Genomic DNA, 19143 nt, shown 5'->3' with positions numbered 1-19143 from the left:
GGGCGGCGGGCCGGGGTTAGGGGGTGAAGGTGGCTGCGTGTTTGGCGAGGTCGAGGAGGGGTTGGGGGTAGATGCCCAGGGCCAGGGTTGTGGCGGCTGTTAGGGCTACTACGGAGGTTGTCATGGTGGGGGAGACGACTGTGGGGGTGGGGGTTGGGGGGTCGGTGAAGAACATTAGGACGATTACTCGGATGTAGAAGAAGGCGGCTATGGCGCTGGAGATTACGCCGACGATTACGAGGTAGGAGGAGTTGCTGGAGGAGGCTGCTTCGAAGACGGCGAATTTGGCGATGAAGCCGCTGGTGAGGGGGATGCCGGCGAAGGAGAGGAGGAAGAGGGAGAAGATTGTTGCGAGCCAGGGGGAGTGGCGGCCCATTCCGGCCCACGCGGGGAGAGATGTTGCTTCGTCGCCGGATTCGTCTCGGACCAGGCTTACTGCGGCGAAGGCGCCCAAGGTGCCGATGCCGTAGACGGCCAGGTAGAAGAGGACCGAGGAGATGCCGTTGGTGTTGGCTGCTACCAGGGCCGTGAGGATGAAACCGGCATGGGCCACAGAGGAATACGCGAGCATGCGCTTCATGTCGGTTTGGGTGATGGCGAGGATGGCGCCGATGACCATGGTGAGGATGGCGATCGCCGCCAGGACGGGGCGCCAGTCGTTGCGGAGGCCGGGGGCTGCAACATACAGGACGCGCAACATGGCACCGACTGCGGCAATCTTGGTGGCGGCGGCCATGAATGCGGTCACCGCGGTGGGTGCGCCCTGGTAGACGTCGGGGATCCAGGATTGGAAGGGGACGGCGCCGATCTTGAAGAGCAAGCCGACGGCGAGCATGGCCACGCCCAGCAGTGCCAGGGTGTGGGACTTGCTCGAATCACGGGTCACCGCATCGGCGATGCCCGCGAGGCGGACGGTGCCGGCGTAGCCGTAGAGCAGCGCCATGCCGTACAGGAAGAAGGCGGAGGAAAACGCCCCGAGCAGGAAGTATTTCAGCGCCGCTTCCTGCGAGAGCAACCGGCGGCGTCGCGCCAGCCCGCACAGCAGGTACAGCGGAAGTGACAGCACTTCCAATGCGATGAACATGGTCAGCAGGTCGTTGGAGGCCGGGAAGAGCATGAGCCCCGCGACCGCGAACAGGGTGAGCGGGAAGACCTCGGTGGTCGCGACTCCCGCTCGGGTGGCGGCGATTTCGTCGGAGCTGCCGGGCATGGCCGCGGCCTGCGGCGCGAACGCGTCGACGCCGCGGGCGGCCGCGAGACTCCAGGTGCCGGGTCCTTCGCGCAGGATCGGCTGCCGGTCCGCGCGCCGTTCGGCGAGGAACAGCAGTCCGAGGATCGACACCACGAGGATGGTGCCCTGCAGGAACAGGCTCACCCCGTCGATGGCGACCGCCCCGACCATCGCGGTCTCGCGGACATTGCGCAGGCCGATCACCGCACCCAGCGCAACGCCCATACCGCCCAGTCCGAGTATCAACTGCATCAGATAGCGGAATCGCCTGGGCGCGAACGCTTCCACGAGCACGCCCGCCACCGCGACGCCGAACACGATGAGCATCGGCGACAGATCGCGGTATTCGATGCTCGGTGCGGGCACCGAGGCGGCGAGGATCAGGGGTGTTCCGTTCACTTCTGAGCACCTCCGCTGGGCTGCTGGGCGGCTTCCGGCTGCACTGCCGGCGCCGGATTGTGCTGACCGATGGTGGTGAGGGTGTTCGCCACCGCAGGATCGACCGCGTTCAGAATGGGTTTCGGGTACACCCCGAGGAACAGCAGCGCCGCGATGAGCGGCACCACCACGACCATTTCGCGCGGCAGCAGGTCATAGAGCTTCTCATTGCCCTTCTTCACGGGCCCGGTCATCATCCGCTGGTACATCCACAGCACGTACAGCGCGGCGAGCACCAGCGCGGTGGCCGCGAAGATGGCCGCCACCGGGTACCGCGTGAATGTGCCGATCAGCACCAGGAATTCGCTGATGAACGGTGCGAGCCCCGGCAAGGAGAGCGTCGCCAGACCGGAGATGAAGAACGTCCCCGCCAGAATCGGCGCGACCTTCTGCACCCCACCGAACTCGGCGATGAGCCGCGTCCCGCGCCGCGAAACCAGGAACCCGGCGATGAGGAACAGTGCCGCAGTGGAGATTCCGTGATTGACCATGTACAGCGTCGCCCCGGTCCCGCCCTGCGTGGTGAGCGCGAAGATCCCGAGAATGATGAACCCGAAGTGCGAGATCGACGTATAGGCGATGAGCCGCATGACATCGGTCTGCCCGATGGCCAGCAACGCCCCGTAGATGATCCCGATCACCGCCAGCACACTGATCAATGGCGCGTAAGTCGAGGTGGCGTGCGGGAACAGCAGCAGGCAGTACCGCAACATGCCGAAGGTCCCGACCTTGTCGACCACCGCCATCATGAGCACACCACTCGCCGGTGTGGCCGCGACCGCGGCATCCGGCAGCCAGGTGTGCAACGGCCACAGCGGCGCCTTCACCGCGAACGCGAACATGAACCCGAGGAACAGCGCGTTCAGCACCCCCGGCCCGGCCCCGAGGTGCCCGGAGTTGGCCGCCTCCATGACGGTCCGGAAATCGAAGGTCCCGCCACCGTCGGTGCCGAGCTTCTGCCGCGCGGTGAGCACGTACAGCCCGATGACCGCGGCCAGCATGATGAGCCCGCCGAACAGGTTGTACAGCAGGAACTTCACGGCCGCCCGCGACCGCTGCTGCCGGATGGTCACATCCCCGGTCCGCGGCCCGAACCCGCCGATGAGGAAGTACATCGGAATGAGCATGACCTCGAAGAACACGTAGAACAGCAGAATGTCCAAGGAGGTGAACGAGATCAGCACCATGGCCTCGACCATCAGGGTGAGCGCCATATAGGTGTGCGACACCCGCCGCCCGGTCCCGACTTCCCGATCGTCCTGCCAGCCGGCCAGAATCAGCAGCGGCACCAGTCCGGCGGTGAGCAGCACCAGCACCAGCGCGATACCGTCCAGCCCGAGCGTGTATCCCGCCCCGAACGCCGGTATCCATTCATGGTTTTCGACGAACTGATACTGATCCCCACCGGGCACGAACTGCGTGGCCAGGTAGATCCCGACCCCGAGCGTGCCCAGCGACACCAGTAGCGCGAACGAGCGCGCCCCGGTCCGCCATTTGGCCGGGAGCAGCAGCACCAGCGCGGCCCCGACCATCGGTGTCACCCACAGCGTTGTCAGCCAAGGAAAGTCACTCAAAACAACCTCACCGCCAGCAGGGCGGCGACCACCAGGGCCGCGCCGGTGAACATGGACAGGGCGTAGGAGCGCACGAATCCGGTTTGCACCCGCCGGATCCGGGCGGACAGGCCGCCGATGACCGCGGCGGTCGAGTTGACCAGCCCGTCGATACCGCGAGTGTCGACGAAGACCAGCGAACGGGTCAGATGCTGCCCGGGCCGCATGAACGCGGCCTCGTTGAAGGCGTCGCCGTAGAGGTCGCGGCGTGCGGCCTCGGTGAGCGGCGTGCCCTCCGGCGCGGTTTCGGGGATGGGCTTGGCGGCGTACTGGTCGTAGGCCACCCAGATGCCCGCGGCGACGACGGCGAGCGCGAAGAAGGTGATCGCCCAGGTCGGGATGATCGGTTCCGCGTGCTCGATGCCGACCACCGGCGCCAGCCAGTTCTGCAGCGCCGACCCGTACCAGAGCAGGAAGCCGGAGGCCACGGATCCGAAGGCCAGCAGAATCATCGGCCCGGTCATGGAGGCCGGAGCCTCGTGCGGGTGGGTGTCTTCCTTCCAGCGCGGTTCACCGAAGAAGGTGAAGATCATGACGCGAGTCATGTAGAACGCGGTGATGCCCGCACCGGCCAGCGCCACCAATCCGGTGACGATGCCGCCGAATCCACCGTGCGCGAACGCCGCCTCGATGATCCGATCCTTGGAGAAGAACCCCGCGAACGGCGGAACACCGAGGATCGCAAGATATCCCAGCCCGAAGGTCACGTAGGTGATGGGCAGCAGTTTCCGCAGTCCGCCGTAGCGGCGCATATCGGTCTCGTCGTTCATGGCATGCATGACCGACCCCGCACCGAGGAAGAGTCCGGCCTTGAAGAACCCGTGTGTCAGCAGATGCATGATCGCTGCCGCGTACCCGATCGGCCCGAGTCCCGCTGCCAGCACCATGTATCCGATCTGACTCATGGTGGAGGCCGCCAGCGCCTTCTTGATGTCGTCCTTGGCGCAGCCGACGATCGCACCGAACAACAGCGTGATCGCACCGACCGCCATGACGGCCGCTCGCGCACCGGGAGAGAGATCGAAGATGGGATTGGACCGCGCGATCAGGTACACACCGGCGGTCACCATGGTGGCCGCGTGAATGAGCGCCGACACCGGGGTCGGGCCTTCCATCGCGTCCCCGAGCCAGGACTGCAGCGGCACCTGCGCGGACTTTCCGCACGCCCCGATCAGCAGCAGCAACCCGATGATCGTGACGGTCCCGCCGCCCGCATGCTCGACCGCCCCGAACACGGTCCGGAAGTCGACGCTGCCGAAGGTGGCGAACATGACCATCAAGGCGATGGCGAGCCCCATGTCACCGACCCGGTTGACCACGAACGCCTTCTTGGCAGCCGCTGCGGCAGTGGGCTTCTCGTGCCAGAACCCGATGAGCAGGTAGGACGCCAGGCCGACGCCTTCCCAGCCGAGGTAGAGCATCAGGTAGTTGTCGGCGAGAACCAGCACCAGCATGGCGGCCAGGAACAGGTTGAGGTACGCGAAGAACCGCCGCCGCCCCGGATCGTGGGCCATGTAACCGACCGAGTAGATGTGGATCAGCGATCCCACACCGGTGATCAGCAGCGCGAAGCACATGGAGAGCTGATCGAGCTGGAAGGCGAAGTCCGCCTTGAATCCCGCGACCGGCACCCATTCGAACAGCGAATAGTGCACGGCCCGTTGCGCATTCGACCGATCCAGCATGTCGGAGAACGCCCACGCCGCGACCCCGAAGGAGGCCAGCGCCATGACGCAGCCGAGCAGGTGACCCCACTTGTCGCTGAACTTGCCGACCAGCAGCAGGAAGGCGGCGCCGCCGAGGGGCAGCGCCGGCAGCAGCCAGAGCATCATCTGTGCGGTACTCATGTCAGTACCGGAGCAGGTTGGCGTCGTCGACCGAGGTCGAGCGACGGGCGCGGAAGATGGTCATGATGATCGCCAGTCCGACAACGACTTCGGCGGCGGCGACCACCATGGTGAAGAACGCGAACACCTGCCCGTCGAGGTTCCCGTGCAGCCGGGCGAAGGTGACGAAGGCGAGGTTCACCGCATTGAGCATGAGCTCGATGCACATGAAGACGACGATCGCATTGCGGCGCACCAGCACTCCGGCGGCGCCGATCGTGAAGAGCAGAGCCGAGAGATACAGATAGTTGTCCGGATTCACCGCTGGCCTTCCTCGGGGGAGTCGTTGCCGTTGCGCTCGCCATTGCCGTTATGACCATTACCGTTGTGGCCGTTGCCGTTCCCGACGGTGAGCACCACGGCCTCGGTGTGGGCGCGATCGCGGCGATGCCGCAGAATCGTGCTGACCGACTGTTCCTCGAAGGATCCGTCGGGCAGCCGCGCCGGAGTGTCGACGGCATTGTGGCGGGCGTACACGCCGGGCGTCGGCAGCGGCGTGACCCGCTTGCCTTCGCGGAAGCGCTGTTTGGACTGTTCACGCTGATCCATGCGCGGCCCGAACCGCTCCCGATGCGCGAGCACCATGGCGCCGATGGTGGCGGTGATGAGCAGTGCACCGGTCAGTTCGAACGCCCACACGTAACGCATGAAGATGAGTTCGGCCAGGGCGCCGATGGTGTCGTTGCCACCCAGCCCCGGCCCGGTCTCCGCGACGCTGTTCGCGCCCATACCGCGCGCGATGCCCGCGATGAGCAGCATCCCGAACCCGAGCCCGACGAACACCACCGACAGCCGGTGCCCGCGCAGCGTCTCCTTCAGCGACTCGGTCGAGTCGACGCCGACGAGCATGAGCACGAACAGGAACAGCATCATGACCGCGCCGGTGTACACGACGATCTGCACGATGCCCAGGAACAGCGCGCTCTGCGCAATGTAGAACGCGGACAACGTGATCATGGTCGCCGCCAGGCACAGCGCCGAGTGCACGGCCTTGCGGGCGCACACCATGCCGAGTGCGCCCAGCACCGCCACCACGGCGAGGATCCAGAACTGCACGGCCTCACCGGTGGAGGTGTGCGTGACGACCACATCGTGCGCGCCTTGCGCCAGGTAGCCGATCATCGCTTCACTCCTTCGGATCCGGCCAGTTCGCTCGGCGCGCCGGGGACTTCACCGCGGTAGTAGCTGCCCTCGTCCGCGCCCGGGTACATGGCGTGCGGCGGGGCGATCATGCCCGGCTCCATCGGCGCGAGCAGGTTCTGCTTCTCGTAGATGAGGTCGGCCCGGTTGTCGTCGGCCAGTTCGTACTCGTTGGTCATGGTGAGCGCCCGGGTGGGGCAGGCCTCGATGCACAGGCCGCAGCCGATGCAGCGCAGGTAGTTGATCTGGTAGACGCGCCCGTAACGCTCACCGGGAGAGAAGCGTTCGTTCTCGGTGTTGTCCGCGCCTTCGACGTAGATGGCGTCGGCCGGGCAGGCCCACGCGCACAGCTCGCAGCCGATGCACTTCTCTAGGCCGTCGGGATGCCGGTTGAGCTGGTGCCGGCCGTGATAGCGCGGCGCGGTCGGCGTCTTGACCTCGGGGTACATCTCGGTATTGGGCTTCTTGAACATGGTCGAGGCGGTGACGAAGAAGCCGCCCAGCGGTTCCAGCAGACCGGGTTTCGGTCCGGCCACGGCCGGTCCGGCCGGCATGGGCGGGACCGGGAATTCCGAGTACATGCGGGTCGCGTCCGCGTCGGGTGCGGCCTTGGTGCGGTCGTCGCCGGCATGCCCGGCCCGCAGCACCACGCCCAGCAGCAGCGCCGAGACCAGCAGTCCGCCGATCACCATGCCCGCGGTCTGGATGTGAATCCCGTTGTTCTGCAGCACCCGCAGCGTCGCCACGAACATGACCCAGGCCAGCGAGACCGGGATCAGCAGCTTCCAGCCGAGGTTCATGAACTGGTCGTAGCGCAGGCGGGGCAGCGTGCCGCGCAGCCAGATGAACACGAACAGGAACGTCCACACCTTGCCGACGAACCAGATCATCGGCCACCAGCCGGAGTTGGCGCCCGCCCACAGGCTGATCGGGAACGGTGCGTGCCAGCCGCCGAAGAACAGCGTGGTGGCGAGCGCGGAAACCGTTGCCATGTTGATGTACTCGGCCATCATGAACATGGCGAACTTCAGCGACGAGTACTCGGTGTGGAAGCCGCCGACCAGTTCGCCCTCGGCCTCGGGGAGGTCGAAGGGCGCGCGGTTGGTCTCACCGACCATGGACACCGCGTAGATCAGGAACGACGGCAGCAGCAGGAACACATACCAGGTTCCGTACTGCGCCTTCACGATTCCCGAGGTCGCCATGGTGCCCGACAGCAGGAACACCGCCGCGAAGCACAACGCCATGGCGATCTCGTAGGAGATCACCTGCGCGGTCGAGCGCAGCCCGCCCAGCAGCGGATAGGTGGAACCGGACGCCCAGCCCGCGAGCACGATGCCGTACACGCCGACCGAGGCCATGGCCAGGATGTAGAGCACCCCGACCGGCATATCGGTGAGCTGCAACGGCGTCCGGTGCCCGAACATGGACACGGTCGGCCCGAACGGCACCACCGCGAACGCCATGACCGCCGGAATCAGCGAAATCACCGGTGCGAGAACGAAGATGGGCTTGTCCACGATGGCCGGGATGATGTCCTCCTTGAGGAGCATCTTCACGCCGTCGGCGATGGACTGTAGCGAACCGCGCGGCCCGACCCGGTTGGGCCCGACGCGCATCTGCATGAACGCCACGATCTTTCGTTCCGCATACACCGCGAGCATCGGGATCAACAACAGGAAGATGAAGATCCCGACCGATTTCACGAGGACCAGCCACCACGGATCGTGGCCGAACATACTCAGATCACTCACAGTGCCACCTCGCTGGCGCTCGGCGTCACTGCAAGTGACGCACGCTGTGTCGTCGGTTCACTCGCAAGCTCGCTCACAGGTGGTCCTCCCGTCGGATACGTACGAGGTGGCCGGGTGTGGTGCCGAGCTGCACCAGCACGTCCGAGCCGGGGGAATTCATCGGCAGCCACACCACGCGGTCGGGCATCTCGGTGATGACCAGCGGCAGGGTGATGTGGCCGTGGTCGGTGCCGACCGTGACCGGATCGCCGGTGGTGGCGCCGATTTCGGCGGCGGTGACCGGGGACAGGCGGACCACGGGCGTGCGGGCGGTGCCCGCCAGGTTGGGCTCGCCGTCCTGCAACTTGCCGCGGTCGATGAGCATGCGCCATGCCGAGAGCACCGCCGCACCGGAGGCCGGCTGCGCGATCGGATGCGGCCGGTGCACGGGCGTGGTCGCGGCCGGGCCGTCCCAGGCGCCCAGATCGGCCAATTCGGCTCGGGCACTGGCCGCGTCGGGCAGGCCGAGACGGACGCCCATCTCCTGTGCGATGGCGTCGAGCACCCGGTACTCGGGCAGCGGCGCGGCCTCGCGGCGCACGGTGGCGTCGCGGAGGGCGGCGTCGAACTGGCGGTGGCGGCCTTCCCAGGTGAGGAAGGTGCCGGTCTTCTCCATGGCGGAGGCGACGGGGAACACCACGTCGGCGCGCTCGCTGATATCGCTGTGCCGCAATTCGAGTGAGACCACGAACGCGGCGGCGTCGATGGCCGCCAGCGCCGCGTGCGGGTCGGGCATATCGCCGACCTCGACGCCGCCGACCAGGATGGCGCCCAGGCTGGGCGCCGCGGCGAGGATGGCATTGGTATCGCGGCCCGGCTCACCGGGCAGCTCGTCGGAGTTCCACGCGGTCCGGACCTGCTGGCGCGCATTCATATCCGTGACCGGCCGCCCGCCGGGCAGCAGCACGGGCAGCGCGCCCGCCTCCAGCGCCCCGCGTTCCCCGGCGCGCCGCGGAATCCACGCCAGCGCGGCCCCGGTGTCGTCGGAGAGCCGTGCCACGGCCGAGAGTCCGCCCGGAATATCGCCGAGGCGTTCACCGGCGAGAATCAGCGCACCGGGTTCCCGCAGCAGGGCGGCGATCTGCCGCATCCACCCGGAATCCACTGCGAGGGAATCGCTTTCACCGGTCCGGATGGCCTCGAGCAGATGCGGCTCCGCACCCGGCGCGGCCGGGATCAGGGTGCCGGACATGCGCTCCAGGCCACGCGTCGGGAACGGAGCCATGGAGTAGACGGCGGTGCCGTTCTTACGGGCCGCCTTGCGCAGCCGCAGATACACCATCGGCGACTCTTCCTCGGCCTCGAAGCCGACGAGGAGCACGAACGGAGCCCTCTCCAATGCCGCGTAATCGACGGTGATGCCACGTCCCGCGACCCGGGCGGCGAGGAAGTCCGCCTCCTCCGCCGAGTGCGCGCGGGCCCTGAAGTCGATGTCGTTGGTGTTCAACGCAACTCGCGCGAACTTCGAGTACGCGTAGGCGTCCTCCATGGTCACGCGGCCACCGACCAGCACACCGGCATTGCCGCGCGCCGAAGCCAGCCCGCGCGCCGCGACCAGGATTGCCTCGGACCAGGAGGCCGGCTGCAAGGTGCCGTCCTGCCAATTGCGCACCAGCGGAGTGGTCAGCCGGTCACGTTCGGTGGCGTACGCGAACGCGAAACGGCCCTTGTCACAGTTCCATTCCTCGTTCACCTGCGGATCGTCACCGGCCAAACGGCGCATGACTTTTCCGCGCCGATGATCGGTACGCTGCGCACACCCCGACGCGCAGTGCTCACACACCGCCGGGCTGGATACGAGGTCGAACGGCCGCGCCCGGAACCGGTAGGTACTGCCCGTGAGCGCACCCACCGGGCAGATCTGCACCGTATTGCCGGAGAAATAGGAGTCCATCGGTTCCCCGGCCGCGATGCCGACCTGCTGCAGCGCACCACGATCCATCAGCTCGATGAACGGGTCACCCGCGACCTGCTGGGAGAACCGGGTGCAGCGCGCACACAGCACACACCGCTCCCGATCCAGCAGAATCGCCGACGACAACGGAATCGGCTTCGGGTAAGTGCGCTTCTCCCCGTCGAACCGGGATTCCGCACGCCCCGTGGACATGGCCTGGTTCTGCAGCGGACATTCCCCGCCCTTGTCGCACACCGGGCAGTCCAGCGGGTGATTGATGAGCAGCAGCTCCATCACCCCCTCCTGCGCCTTGGCGGCGACGGGGGAGGACAGCTGCGTATGAATCACCATGCCTTCGCTGACCGTCTGCGTGCAGGAGGCGACGGGCTTGCGCTGCCCCTCGATATCCACCAGGCACTGCCGGCACGCGCCGACCGGGTCCAGCAGCGGATGGTCGCAGAACCGCGGAATCTGGATGCCGACCAGCTCGGCGGCCCGGATCACCAGGGTGCCCTCGGGTATGGAAACGGTTGTGCCGTCGATCGTTACGCTCACCATAGCGGCGGACGTAACTCCGCTGGCAGTCGAGTTCGATATAGCGGTCATCGGATGTAAGGCGCGGGAGCTCCCTCAGTTCGTGAGGTGAAACAGCGCCAGCCTCCTTTCGAGGGCTCTCGAGTCGGAGCGTTGTGTCGGTGGTGTCGGCTAGGTTGTCGACCATGGATGAGGTGGTGGGGTATAGCTATCGGCTGCGGCCAGGCCGCACCGCTGAATCCGCGTTGCTCGCCGAGTGGCACCAGTGCCGATTCCTGTGGAATGAGGCTGTCCATCAGCAGAAGTCGGGTAACAAGCCGACTTTCGGCACGCTGAGCAAGTTTCTGACCGCCGCTCGGTCGCGTAGTGCTTGGTTGCGGGAGGGTTCGCAGGTCGCGCAGCAACAAGCGCTGAGAACTTACGCACTCGCGCTCAAACAGTCGTTCGCAGTGAAGGGTCGAGGCCGACCCGCGTTCAAGCCACGAAAAACGAGTCGGCCATCCCTCGAGTACACCCGGCGCGGGTTCAGCATCCGTGATGGCCGGCTGGTGCTCGCGAAGGGCGTGAGCATTCCGGTCGTGTGGTCGCGCGATTTGCCGTACGAACCCAGCAGTGTGCGTATCACTCAGGATACGCTCGGGCATTGGTATGCCACGTTCGTCGTTCGGCGAACCACTGAACCTGTTGCCGCGGCTCAGGGGGCAATCGGGATCGATTGGGGTGTCTGCGTCACGGCCACTGCGACCGATCCAGCGTTCGACCTTCCGTTTCTCGGACATCGCGGACGCTGTGCCGCGGAAATTTCCCGAGCCCAAAGGAAGATGGCCAGGCGTCGTCGTAGCAAACATGGCCCACAATCGGCGGGGTACCACCGTGCTGCGCGCAAGGCTGCGAAGCTGCAAAAGAAGGCGGCACGCCAGACTCGATACGACTCGAGGGTATGGGCGAAACATGTTGTGGATCGCCACGACTTGATCGCCGTGGAGGACTTCACGCCCAAGTTTTTGGCCAAGTCCACAATGGCCCGTAAGGCCGCTGACGCGGCCATCGGCGCCGCAAAGAGGGAACTGATCGGCCGTGGCACGCGGGCTGGCCGAAAGGTGGTGCTGGTGCAGCCCGCCTACACAACGATGACGTGCTCGAGTTGCTTCGCGAGAGCCAAGCAGCAACTCGGACTCGGAGAACGAACCTTCCGATGCGAAGACTGCGGGCATTCCGACAGTCGAGATCGGAACGCCGCCAGAGTGATTCTGGCTGTGGCAGAACGTGGCCACACACGTGTTGATGACGTCAGTCAATCGGATCACCTCCTTCGGGCAGATGGTGCGGTTGCGGTCTGAGCGTGAAATCTCCTGTCTTCAAGAGGGGGAAGCGTTAACGCGCTCCTTCGGCCCAGACGGTTGACCTGGCCGGGTCGAACGGGCAGGCGCCGAGGCGGATGTGCTCGGCGTACTCGTCGCGGAAGTACTTCAGGGAGGAGAAGATCGGGCTCGCCGCGCCGTCGCCGAGGGCGCAGAAGGACTTGCCGTTGATGTTGTCGGCGATGTCCAGCAGCTTGTCCAGGTCGGTCTCGTGGCCGGTGCCCTTTTCGAGGCGTTCCAGCAGTTGGACGAGCCAGTAGGTGCCTTCGCGGCAGGGGGTGCACTTGCCGCAGGACTCGTGGGCGTAGAACTCGGTCCAGCGCAGGACGGCTCGCACGACGCAGGTGGTGTCGTCGAAGATCTGCAGCGCCTTGGTGCCGAGCATGGAACCCGCGGCGGAGACGCCCTCGTAGTCGAGGGGGACGTCGAGGTGCTCGTCGGTGAAGATCGGGGTGGACGAGCCGCCCGGGGTCCAGAACTTCAGGGTGTGGCCCTTGCGGACGCCTCCGGCGTATGTCAGCAAGTCCCGCAAGGTGATTCCGAGGGGCGCTTCATACTGGCCGGGTCGCGTCACGTGACCGGAGAGCGAGTAGAGGGTGAAGCCCGGGGACTTCTCGCTACCGAACGACCGGAACCAGTCCACGCCATTGGCGATGATCGACGGCACGGAGGCAATGGATTCCACATTGTTGACCACGGTCGGGCAGGCGTAGAGACCCGCGACGGCCGGGAACGGCGGGCGCAGCCGCGGCTGACCGCGGCGGCCTTCCAGGGAATCCAGCAGCGCGGTTTCCTCACCGCAGATGTAGGCGCCCGCACCGGCGTGCACCACGACCTCGAGGTCGAAGCCCGAGCCCTGGATATTGCGGCCGATATAGCCTGCGGCGTAAGCCTGCTGGACCGCGGCCTGCAAGCGGCGCAGTACCGGCACGACTTCGCCCCGCACGTAGATGAACGCGTGCGAGGCGCGAATGGCGTACGCGGCGATGATGACACCCTCGATGAGGGTGTGCGGGCTCGCCAGCATGAGCGGAATGTCCTTGCAGGTACCCGGTTCCGATTCGTCGGCATTGACCACCAGGTAGTGCGGCTTGGTGGTGCCGTCGGGCCCGGGGCCTTGCGGGATGAAGCCCCACTTCATGCCGGTCGGGAAGCCCGCGCCGCCGCGACCGCGCAGCCCGGAGTCCTTGACGGTCGTGATGACCTCGTCCGGCTGCATGCGCAAGGCCTTGGGCAGGGCGCGGTATCCGCCCTGCCGCCGGTACGCCGAGAGCGTCCAGCCTTCCGGTTCGGCCCAGTGCTTGCTGAGGACGGGCGTGAGCGCGGCCGTCACTTGGTCCCTCCGTCGGTCGAATGCTGTTCGGCCACTTCCAGACCCGCGAGCGTCGCCGGACCGGCCTCGCCGTCCGTCGCGCCGGGCCGCTGGTCCTCGAAGCCGGCGAGAATGCGTGCCGTCTCGCGGAAGGTGCACAGCGGCAGCCCGCTGCGCGATCCGGTCACCTGTTCACCGCGACGCAGCGAATCCACCATGGCCTTGGTGGATTCGGGGGTCTGGTTGTCGAAGAACTCCCAGTTCACCATCACCACGGGCGCGTAATCGCAGGCGGCATTGCACTCGATGTGCTCGAGGGTGACCGCGCCGTCGGCGGTGGTCTCCCCGTGCTTGATGCCCAAGTGCTGCTTCAGCTCCGCGAAGATCTGGTCTCCGCCCATGACGGCACACAGTGTGTTCGTGCACACGCCGACATGGAAGTCGCCGGTGCGGCTGCGCCGGTACATGGAGTAGAAGGTCGCCACCGCGGTGACCTCGGCATCGGTCAATCCCAGTCGCTCGGCACAGAATTCGATGCCGGTCCCGGAGACGTACCCCTCCACGGATTGCACGAGATGCAAAAGGGGAAGCAGTGCCGAACGCGAATGCGGGTAGCGCTCGATGATCTCCTTGGCCTCCAGCGCGAGCCGGTCGTACACCTCGTTCGGGTACGGGATCGGTCGCGCGGTCAGGTTCAGCAGGATCTCTGTCATCGGTCGACACCACCCATCACCGGGTCGATACTGGCCACGGCCGCGATCACGTCGGCGACCATGCCGCCCTCGCACATGGCCGCCACCGCTTGCAGATTCGTGAACGAGGGGTCGCGATAGTGGACCCGGTAGGGCCGGGTGCCGCCGTCGCTGACCATGTGCACGCCCAGCTCGCCGCGCGGGGATTCCACCGCCACGTACACCTGGCCGGGCGGGACCCGCAGGCCCTCGGTCACCAGCTTGAAGTGGTGGATGAGGGATTCCATGGAGGTGCCCATGATCTTCGAGATGTGCTGCGGGGAGTTGCCGAGACCGTCCGGCCCGAGCTGCAAGTCGGCAGGCCATGCAATCTTCTTGTCCTCCACCATGACCGGGCCAGGTCGCAGCTTGTCCAGGCACTGCTCGACGATCTTGAGCGATTCCTTCATCTCGTTCACGCGAATCAGGTAGCGCCCGTAGCAGTCGCAGCCGGTGTCGACCTGGACATCGAATTCGTAGTTCTCGTAACCGCAGTACGGCTGGGACTTGCGCAGGTCGTGCGGCAGACCGGTGGAACGCAGCACCGGACCGGTGATGCCCAGCGCCATGCACCCGGTCAGGTCCAGGTAGCCGACATTGCGGGTGCGGGCCTTCCAGATGGGGTTCTCGTTGAGGAGCAACTCCATGTCCCGCAGCCGTTTCGGCATCAGCTGCAACAATTCCTGAACCTTCTCCACGCTGTCGTGGGCGAGGTCCTGGGCGAGACCGCCGGGGCGGATGAACGCGTGGTTCATGCGCAGCCCGGTGATGTTCTCGAACACGTCGAGGATCAGCTCGCGCTCGCGGAAGCCGAACAGCATCGGGGTCAGCGCGCCCAGTTCCATGCCGCCGGTGGCCAGCGCCACCAGGTGCGAGGAGATCCGGTTCAGCTCCATGAGCATGACGCGAATGACATTGGCGCGCTCGGGCACGTCATCGGTGATATCGAGCAGCTTCTCGACCGCGAGGCAGTACGCCGTCTCGTTGAAGAACGGCGACAGGTAGTCCATGCGGGTCACGAAGGTGACGCCCTGCATCCAGTTCCGGTACTCGAGGTTCTTCTCGATCCCGGTGTGCAGATAGCCGATGCCGCAGCGGGCCTCGGTGACGGTCTCACCCTCGATTTCGAGAATGAGCCGCAGCACCCCGTGTGTGGAGGGGTGCTGCGGTCCCATGTTCACGACGATGCGTTCCTCGGCGGCCCCGTCGAGGGCGGCGGAGATCTCGTCCCAGTCGTTGCCGACCAGCGTGACCGTGCGCTCGGGTCGCTGGTCGATCTCCGGATGGGACTGGGTGTCGATGTCGTTCATTAGGAGTACGTCCTCCGCTCGTCGGGCGGCGGTATGCGCGCGCCCTTGTACTCGACCGGGATTCCGCCGAGCGGGTAGTCCTTGCGCTGGGGGTGCCCGCGCCAGTCGTCCGGCATGGCGATGCGGGTCAGCGAGGGGTGACCGTCGAACAGGATGCCGAAGAAGTCGTAGGTCTCCCGCTCGTGCCAGTCCGTCGTGGGATAGACGGAGTAGAGCGAGGGGATGTGCGGATCACTGTCCGGTGCGGAGACTTCCAGGCGCACCCGGCGATTGTGGGTGATGGAGTTCAGCGGGTAGATCGCGTGCAGTTCGCGATCCTTGTCGTCCGGGTAGTGCGCGCCGCTGACGCCCAGGCACAGTTCGAAGCGCAGGGCTTCGTTGTCGCGCAAGGTCTTGGCGACCAGCGGCAGATGCTCCCGGTGCACGTGCAGGGTGAGCTCACCGCGGAAGACGATGATCTTCTCCAGCGCCTCGTTGAACGTATCGCCCAGCGCCAGGCGGAGATTCGCGACGATCTCGTCGAAGTAGCCGCCGTAAGGCGCGGGCGTGCTGCCGGGCAGGCTGATGGTGCGCACCAGGCGGCCGTAGCCGGAGGTGTCACCGGTGCCCGAGACGCCGAACATGCCCTGACGGACGCCGATGACCTCCTCCGCCGCGGCGGATTCGGTTGTGTCGGCGGCGGTTTCGTCGTTCGGTGGTTCCACGGCGGCGGCCTCCGGTGGGCTCTCCGTGCCGGCGGGTGAATCGAACGTCATCGCAGCAGCCCCTTCATCTGGATGGTGGTGGGGCTGGCGAGCGCGGCGGCCTCGGCGGCACGCACGGCTTCCTCGCGATTGACGCCGAGCGGCATCTCCTGAATCTTCTCGTGCAGCTTCAGGATCGCGTTCAACAGCATCTCCGGCCGCGGCGGGCAGCCGGGCAGGTAGATGTCGACCGGCACGATGTGGTCGACGCCCTGCACGATGGCGTAGTTGTTGAACATGCCGCCCGAGGATGCGCAGACACCCATGGCCAGTACCCATTTCGGTTCGGTCATCTGGTCGTAGACCTGGCGCAGCACGGGGGCCATCTTCTGGCTCACCCGGCCCGCCACGATCATCAGATCGGCCTGGCGCGGGGAGGCGCGGAACGCCTCCATGCCGAAGCGGGCGATGTCGAATCGCCCGCCTCCGGTGGCCATCATCTCGATCGCGCAGCATGCCAGGCCGAACGTCGCCGGCCAGAGCGAACTCTTGCGCAGATAGCCGGCCAAATCTTCCACGGTGCTCAGCAGGAACCCGCTGGGCAGTTTTTCTTCGAGACCCATGTCGGACTACATCTCCCGGATCGGACGACCCCGCTGGTGCGAGGCGTCTTGGTCGAATTTCCCCCTCGCGCCTGTCAATCCCAGCTGAGACCGCCGCGCCGCCACTCGTAGGCGTAGGCGACAGAGACGTTGAAAATGAAGAGCGCCATGGCGGCAAGCCCGAATACCCCGAGTGAGTCGAAGTGCACGGCCCACGGGTACAGGAACACGATCTCGATGTCGAAGATGATGAACAGCATCGCGGTGAGGTAGTACTTCACCGGGAAACGTTGTCCCCCAGCATTTCCCGGCCCGCCCCCGACGGAGTGGGGACTGGGTTCGATACCGCATTCGTAGGCTTCGAGCTTGGCCCGGTTGTTGCGTTTGGGGCCGATGAGGGCCGCCAGGAAAACGGAAAAGATCCCGAACGCGGCGGCTACTGCCCCGAGTACGAGAGTCGGCACCTCTATGTTCACTTCAGCACTACCCCTCCTGCGAGCTGGACGACGCAATACGGACGGCAGCTGCCGAGGCGCGGGCTGACATCGTCGTCCGCCGGGCCAGACTCGCCCCTGGGCATCGCTCAGCAAGATGCGGTGGATCGGGGGAGTGAGGCGATGGCGTCATTGATACCGAGGCCCGCGCTCGTGTGAGCTACGGCACAGCCTACAACTCAGACGACAAGATACATGACGATTCGCGATGGTGTTTGATCGAATTCGGAACGGTCTTTTATGACCGAAAAGACGTAATCGCGCACGTCACGTGACAACAAATCGGCCTGCCACCGAGGCGCGGTGGCAGGCCGATTTATCAGGCAGCGATGCGGTTCCTGAGGACGCCGAGCACCGCTTCCGTCAATCGGATCGGGTCGATGGGATGGGAGACCGCGGCTTCCGCACGCGACCAATTCGCCAGCCACGCATCATCGGGACGACCTGTCAGCACCACAATCGGTGGGCAGTCGGCGATCTCGTCCTTCAACTGCTTGGCCAGACCCATGCCGCCGGTGGGGGCGGACTCACCATCCAGGATCGCCAGATCGACCACGGCCGCATCCATCTTCTCGATAACGACCGGGCCCGTCGCCACCTCGAGGTACTCGATGGGCGGCAGATCAGGGTGCGGCCGTCTGCCCAGGGCCAGCATTACCTGGCTCCGGGTATCGGAATCGCTGCTGTAAACGAGCACCCGCACCACGGCGGGACGTTTCGCATCGGCCACGCTCCGCATGCTACGTCCCCGGCACGGAACCGCGCGGCAGCTTCGGCCGAACTCGTGCGCGCGTCGCGTGGATGCCGGACGAACGAAACCTCTTCGGCGGTCGATTCGTAAACCTCGAGCTGTAGCATCCGCCCATGAGGGGAGTCTCATGACCGGACGGGTGGAAGTGGTGCCCGGTGGGCACTTGGTGGCCAGCGTGGACGGCGTGGTCGTGGTTGTCGCACACCGCGATCCGCAGCCGCTCACCGGCGACTCCGATATCGTCGGCGTACTCGAGACGCTGCTCGGCATGGTGCAGGAGGCCGCCTCCCGCGAAACGCGGCGTACCGGGCGCACTTTCGCACGGCTGGTGAGCACCTGGCTCATGAATCGGGAGGACGAGGAGCGGGTCGAGTTCGGTGTCCTCACCCCTGGAACGCGCGGGCTCGCGGTGTTTCTGCACGGCGGGCTGACCGCGGTGCTCGACGGCGACGAGCGGCACGAGGTATTGCACGGGCGCGACGCGGGATTCACGATCGACCGGATGGTGAGCCCGGCCCCGAGCCGGGCGGCCGGCGTCTTCGTCGACGAGGAATCGCCCCGCGAGGACATCCCGGAACCCGGAATCTGGTCTCTCGTCCATGGACGGATGCCCGGTAGCGGCGCGGTCGTCTGGTTGAACGATCCCGTCGAATCTCCTTCCAGGCGAGGGGCTGCCGACGCCGTCGTCGAACCGACCGCACCGGAGAATGCCACCGATGTGCTGGACGATGTTCCCGCAATGGTCGCCGAACCGGCTCCCGGTCAAGGCGATTCGCCGGCCGGGCCCGCGACCTCCGGGCCGAGTGTGCCACCGAACCGCGTTGCAGTCGGTGTACCTGTGCGCGGAGTGCTTTGTGCGCGTCATCATCTGAACGATCCGCGGCTGGTGTTCTGCACGAGCTGCGGTGCGCGGATCGATCAGATGAACGCGCTCTTCGGTGAGGGGATCAGGCCGTCGCTGGGCGTGTTGCGGCTCGATGACGGGACGGCCTATTCCGTCGACGCGGACATGGTGATCGGGCGCGAGCCCGAGCGATCCGATGCGGTGCGGCGCGGGGCGCGGTCCATTCGGATCGCGGACGCGTCCGGCGGCATGTCGCGGGTGCACGCCGAGATACGGTTGGCGGACTGGGACGTCACCGTGCTGGATCGGGGGTCGGCCAATGGCACGCATATTCGGCCGCCGGGACGACCGGATTGGATTCGCGCCGCGCCCGGGCATCCTGTTGTGCTGGAATCCGGCAGTCAGGTGCTGCTCGGCGGGCGGGTCTTCAGTTTCGACGCGCGGCGCGCGCCGGGGTGACGTCAGGGTCTGTTCAGACTCTGCGGGGTCGGCGCCGATTAGCCTTGCGGTGAACCGTTTGCCGAGG

Annotated in this window: 16 protein-coding genes; 2 read left to right on the top strand and 14 right to left on the bottom strand. The window is 66.2% G+C overall.

The genetic code is table 11. The features are described 5' to 3' along the window. Positions 1-16 precede the first annotated feature (16 nt). From nuoN to ACH438_RS26605, 7 genes are all read right to left on the bottom strand, one after another. Positions 17-1630: an NADH-quinone oxidoreductase subunit NuoN gene (gene nuoN, locus ACH438_RS26635; RefSeq protein ID WP_397009825.1), complete on the bottom strand. Its 1614-nt coding sequence runs from the start codon at positions 1628-1630 to the stop codon at positions 17-19. After that, the gene (locus ACH438_RS26630) at positions 1627-3243 is read right to left on the bottom strand and encodes an NADH-quinone oxidoreductase subunit M (protein WP_397009823.1); all 1617 of its coding nucleotides are present in this window, start codon (positions 3241-3243) and stop codon (positions 1627-1629) included. The genes nuoN and ACH438_RS26630 overlap by 4 nt, the downstream gene beginning before the upstream one ends. Continuing rightward, complete coding sequence (gene nuoL / locus ACH438_RS26625; RefSeq protein ID WP_397010000.1) at positions 3240-5111, bottom strand: NADH-quinone oxidoreductase subunit L; 1872 nt, start codon at positions 5109-5111, stop codon at positions 3240-3242. The genes ACH438_RS26630 and nuoL overlap by 4 nt, the downstream gene beginning before the upstream one ends. 19 nt (positions 5112-5130) lie before the next feature. Then, entirely contained in the window at positions 5131-5430 is a 300-nt protein-coding gene (nuoK, locus tag ACH438_RS26620) for an NADH-quinone oxidoreductase subunit NuoK (RefSeq protein WP_067538598.1), read from the bottom strand. Then, positions 5427-6290, bottom strand: a complete 864-nt coding sequence (locus ACH438_RS26615) for an NADH-quinone oxidoreductase subunit J (protein ID WP_397009822.1) — start codon at positions 6288-6290, stop codon at positions 5427-5429. The genes nuoK and ACH438_RS26615 overlap by 4 nt, the downstream gene beginning before the upstream one ends. Next, entirely contained in the window at positions 6287-8047 is a 1761-nt protein-coding gene (gene nuoH, locus ACH438_RS26610; RefSeq protein ID WP_397009998.1) for an NADH-quinone oxidoreductase subunit NuoH, read from the bottom strand. The genes ACH438_RS26615 and nuoH overlap by 4 nt, the downstream gene beginning before the upstream one ends. 88 nt (positions 8048-8135) lie before the next feature. After that, positions 8136-10601 carry an NADH-quinone oxidoreductase subunit G gene (locus tag ACH438_RS26605; protein WP_397009821.1) on the bottom strand — a complete coding sequence of 822 codons (2466 nt, stop codon included), beginning with the start codon at positions 10599-10601 and terminating at the stop codon, positions 8136-8138. Between the two features lie 113 nt (positions 10602-10714). On the opposite strand from ACH438_RS26605, the gene ACH438_RS26600 reads away from it, so the two are divergent. Further along, positions 10715-11869, top strand: coding sequence for an RNA-guided endonuclease InsQ/TnpB family protein (locus tag ACH438_RS26600; RefSeq protein WP_397009819.1), 1155 nt, complete (start codon positions 10715-10717; stop codon positions 11867-11869). Positions 11870-11903: 34 nt separating this feature from the next. On the opposite strand, the gene nuoF is transcribed toward ACH438_RS26600, so the two are convergent. The 7 genes from nuoF to ACH438_RS26565 all read right to left on the bottom strand — a co-directional run bounded on the left by nuoF (position 11904) and on the right by ACH438_RS26565 (position 17761). Next, on the bottom strand, positions 11904-13223 hold the full coding sequence (gene nuoF, locus ACH438_RS26595; protein ID WP_397009817.1) for an NADH-quinone oxidoreductase subunit NuoF: 1320 nt from the start codon (positions 13221-13223) through the stop codon (positions 11904-11906). After that, complete coding sequence (gene nuoE, locus ACH438_RS26590; RefSeq protein WP_397009815.1) at positions 13220-13915, bottom strand: NADH-quinone oxidoreductase subunit NuoE; 696 nt, start codon at positions 13913-13915, stop codon at positions 13220-13222. The genes nuoF and nuoE overlap by 4 nt, the downstream gene beginning before the upstream one ends. Then, entirely contained in the window at positions 13912-15243 is a 1332-nt protein-coding gene (gene nuoD, locus ACH438_RS26585) for an NADH dehydrogenase (quinone) subunit D (protein WP_397009813.1), read from the bottom strand. The genes nuoE and nuoD overlap by 4 nt, the downstream gene beginning before the upstream one ends. Continuing rightward, positions 15243-15998 carry an NADH-quinone oxidoreductase subunit C gene (locus tag ACH438_RS26580; protein ID WP_397009811.1) on the bottom strand — a complete coding sequence of 252 codons (756 nt, stop codon included), beginning with the start codon at positions 15996-15998 and terminating at the stop codon, positions 15243-15245. The genes nuoD and ACH438_RS26580 overlap by 1 nt, the downstream gene beginning before the upstream one ends. After that, complete coding sequence (locus tag ACH438_RS26575; RefSeq protein WP_397009809.1) at positions 15995-16549, bottom strand: NuoB/complex I 20 kDa subunit family protein; 555 nt, start codon at positions 16547-16549, stop codon at positions 15995-15997. The genes ACH438_RS26580 and ACH438_RS26575 overlap by 4 nt, the downstream gene beginning before the upstream one ends. Positions 16550-16623: 74 nt before the next feature. Beyond that, on the bottom strand, positions 16624-17004 hold the full coding sequence (locus ACH438_RS26570) for an NADH-quinone oxidoreductase subunit A (RefSeq protein ID WP_397009807.1): 381 nt from the start codon (positions 17002-17004) through the stop codon (positions 16624-16626). A gap of 337 nt (positions 17005-17341) precedes the next feature. Further along, positions 17342-17761 (bottom strand): hypothetical protein, encoded by a 420-nt coding sequence (locus ACH438_RS26565; RefSeq protein ID WP_397009805.1) that lies wholly within the window; start codon positions 17759-17761, stop codon positions 17342-17344. Between the two features lie 139 nt (positions 17762-17900). On the opposite strand from ACH438_RS26565, the gene ACH438_RS26560 reads away from it, so the two are divergent. Beyond that, positions 17901-19076, top strand: coding sequence for an FHA domain-containing protein (locus tag ACH438_RS26560; RefSeq protein ID WP_397009803.1), 1176 nt, complete (start codon positions 17901-17903; stop codon positions 19074-19076). Positions 19077-19143 lie beyond the last annotated feature (67 nt).

The organism is Nocardia sp. NPDC020380 (genome assembly GCF_044386975.1).
GTDB lineage: Bacteria > Actinomycetota > Actinomycetes > Mycobacteriales > Mycobacteriaceae > Nocardia.
The sequence above is the reverse complement of the archived record's forward strand: the minus strand, read 5'-3'. Positions and strand labels throughout refer to the sequence as shown.

What these genes read in the sequence shown, in the direction of transcription:
- ACH438_RS26615 (WP_397009822.1), bottom strand. Translation starts at nt 6,290, where the DNA reads ATGATCGGCTACCTGGCGCAAGGCGCGCACGATGTGGTCGTCACGCAC.
- nuoL (WP_397010000.1), bottom strand. Translation starts at nt 5,111, where the DNA reads ATGCTCTGGCTGCTGCCGGCGCTGCCCCTCGGCGGCGCCGCCTTCCTG.
- ACH438_RS26600 (WP_397009819.1), top strand. Translation starts at nt 10,715, where the DNA reads ATGGATGAGGTGGTGGGGTATAGCTATCGGCTGCGGCCAGGCCGCACC.
- nuoD (WP_397009813.1), bottom strand. Translation starts at nt 15,243, where the DNA reads ATGAACGACATCGACACCCAGTCCCATCCGGAGATCGACCAGCGACCC.
- nuoH (WP_397009998.1), bottom strand. Translation starts at nt 8,047, where the DNA reads ATGTTCGGCCACGATCCGTGGTGGCTGGTCCTCGTGAAATCGGTCGGG.
- ACH438_RS26565 (WP_397009805.1), bottom strand. Translation starts at nt 17,761, where the DNA reads ATGCGGAGCGTGGCCGATGCGAAACGTCCCGCCGTGGTGCGGGTGCTC.
- ACH438_RS26580 (WP_397009811.1), bottom strand. Translation starts at nt 15,998, where the DNA reads ATGACGTTCGATTCACCCGCCGGCACGGAGAGCCCACCGGAGGCCGCC.
- nuoE (WP_397009815.1), bottom strand. Translation starts at nt 13,915, where the DNA reads ATGACAGAGATCCTGCTGAACCTGACCGCGCGACCGATCCCGTACCCG.
- ACH438_RS26560 (WP_397009803.1), top strand. Translation starts at nt 17,901, where the DNA reads ATGACCGGACGGGTGGAAGTGGTGCCCGGTGGGCACTTGGTGGCCAGC.
- ACH438_RS26575 (WP_397009809.1), bottom strand. Translation starts at nt 16,549, where the DNA reads ATGGGTCTCGAAGAAAAACTGCCCAGCGGGTTCCTGCTGAGCACCGTG.
- ACH438_RS26605 (WP_397009821.1), bottom strand. Translation starts at nt 10,601, where the DNA reads ATGACCGCTATATCGAACTCGACTGCCAGCGGAGTTACGTCCGCCGCT.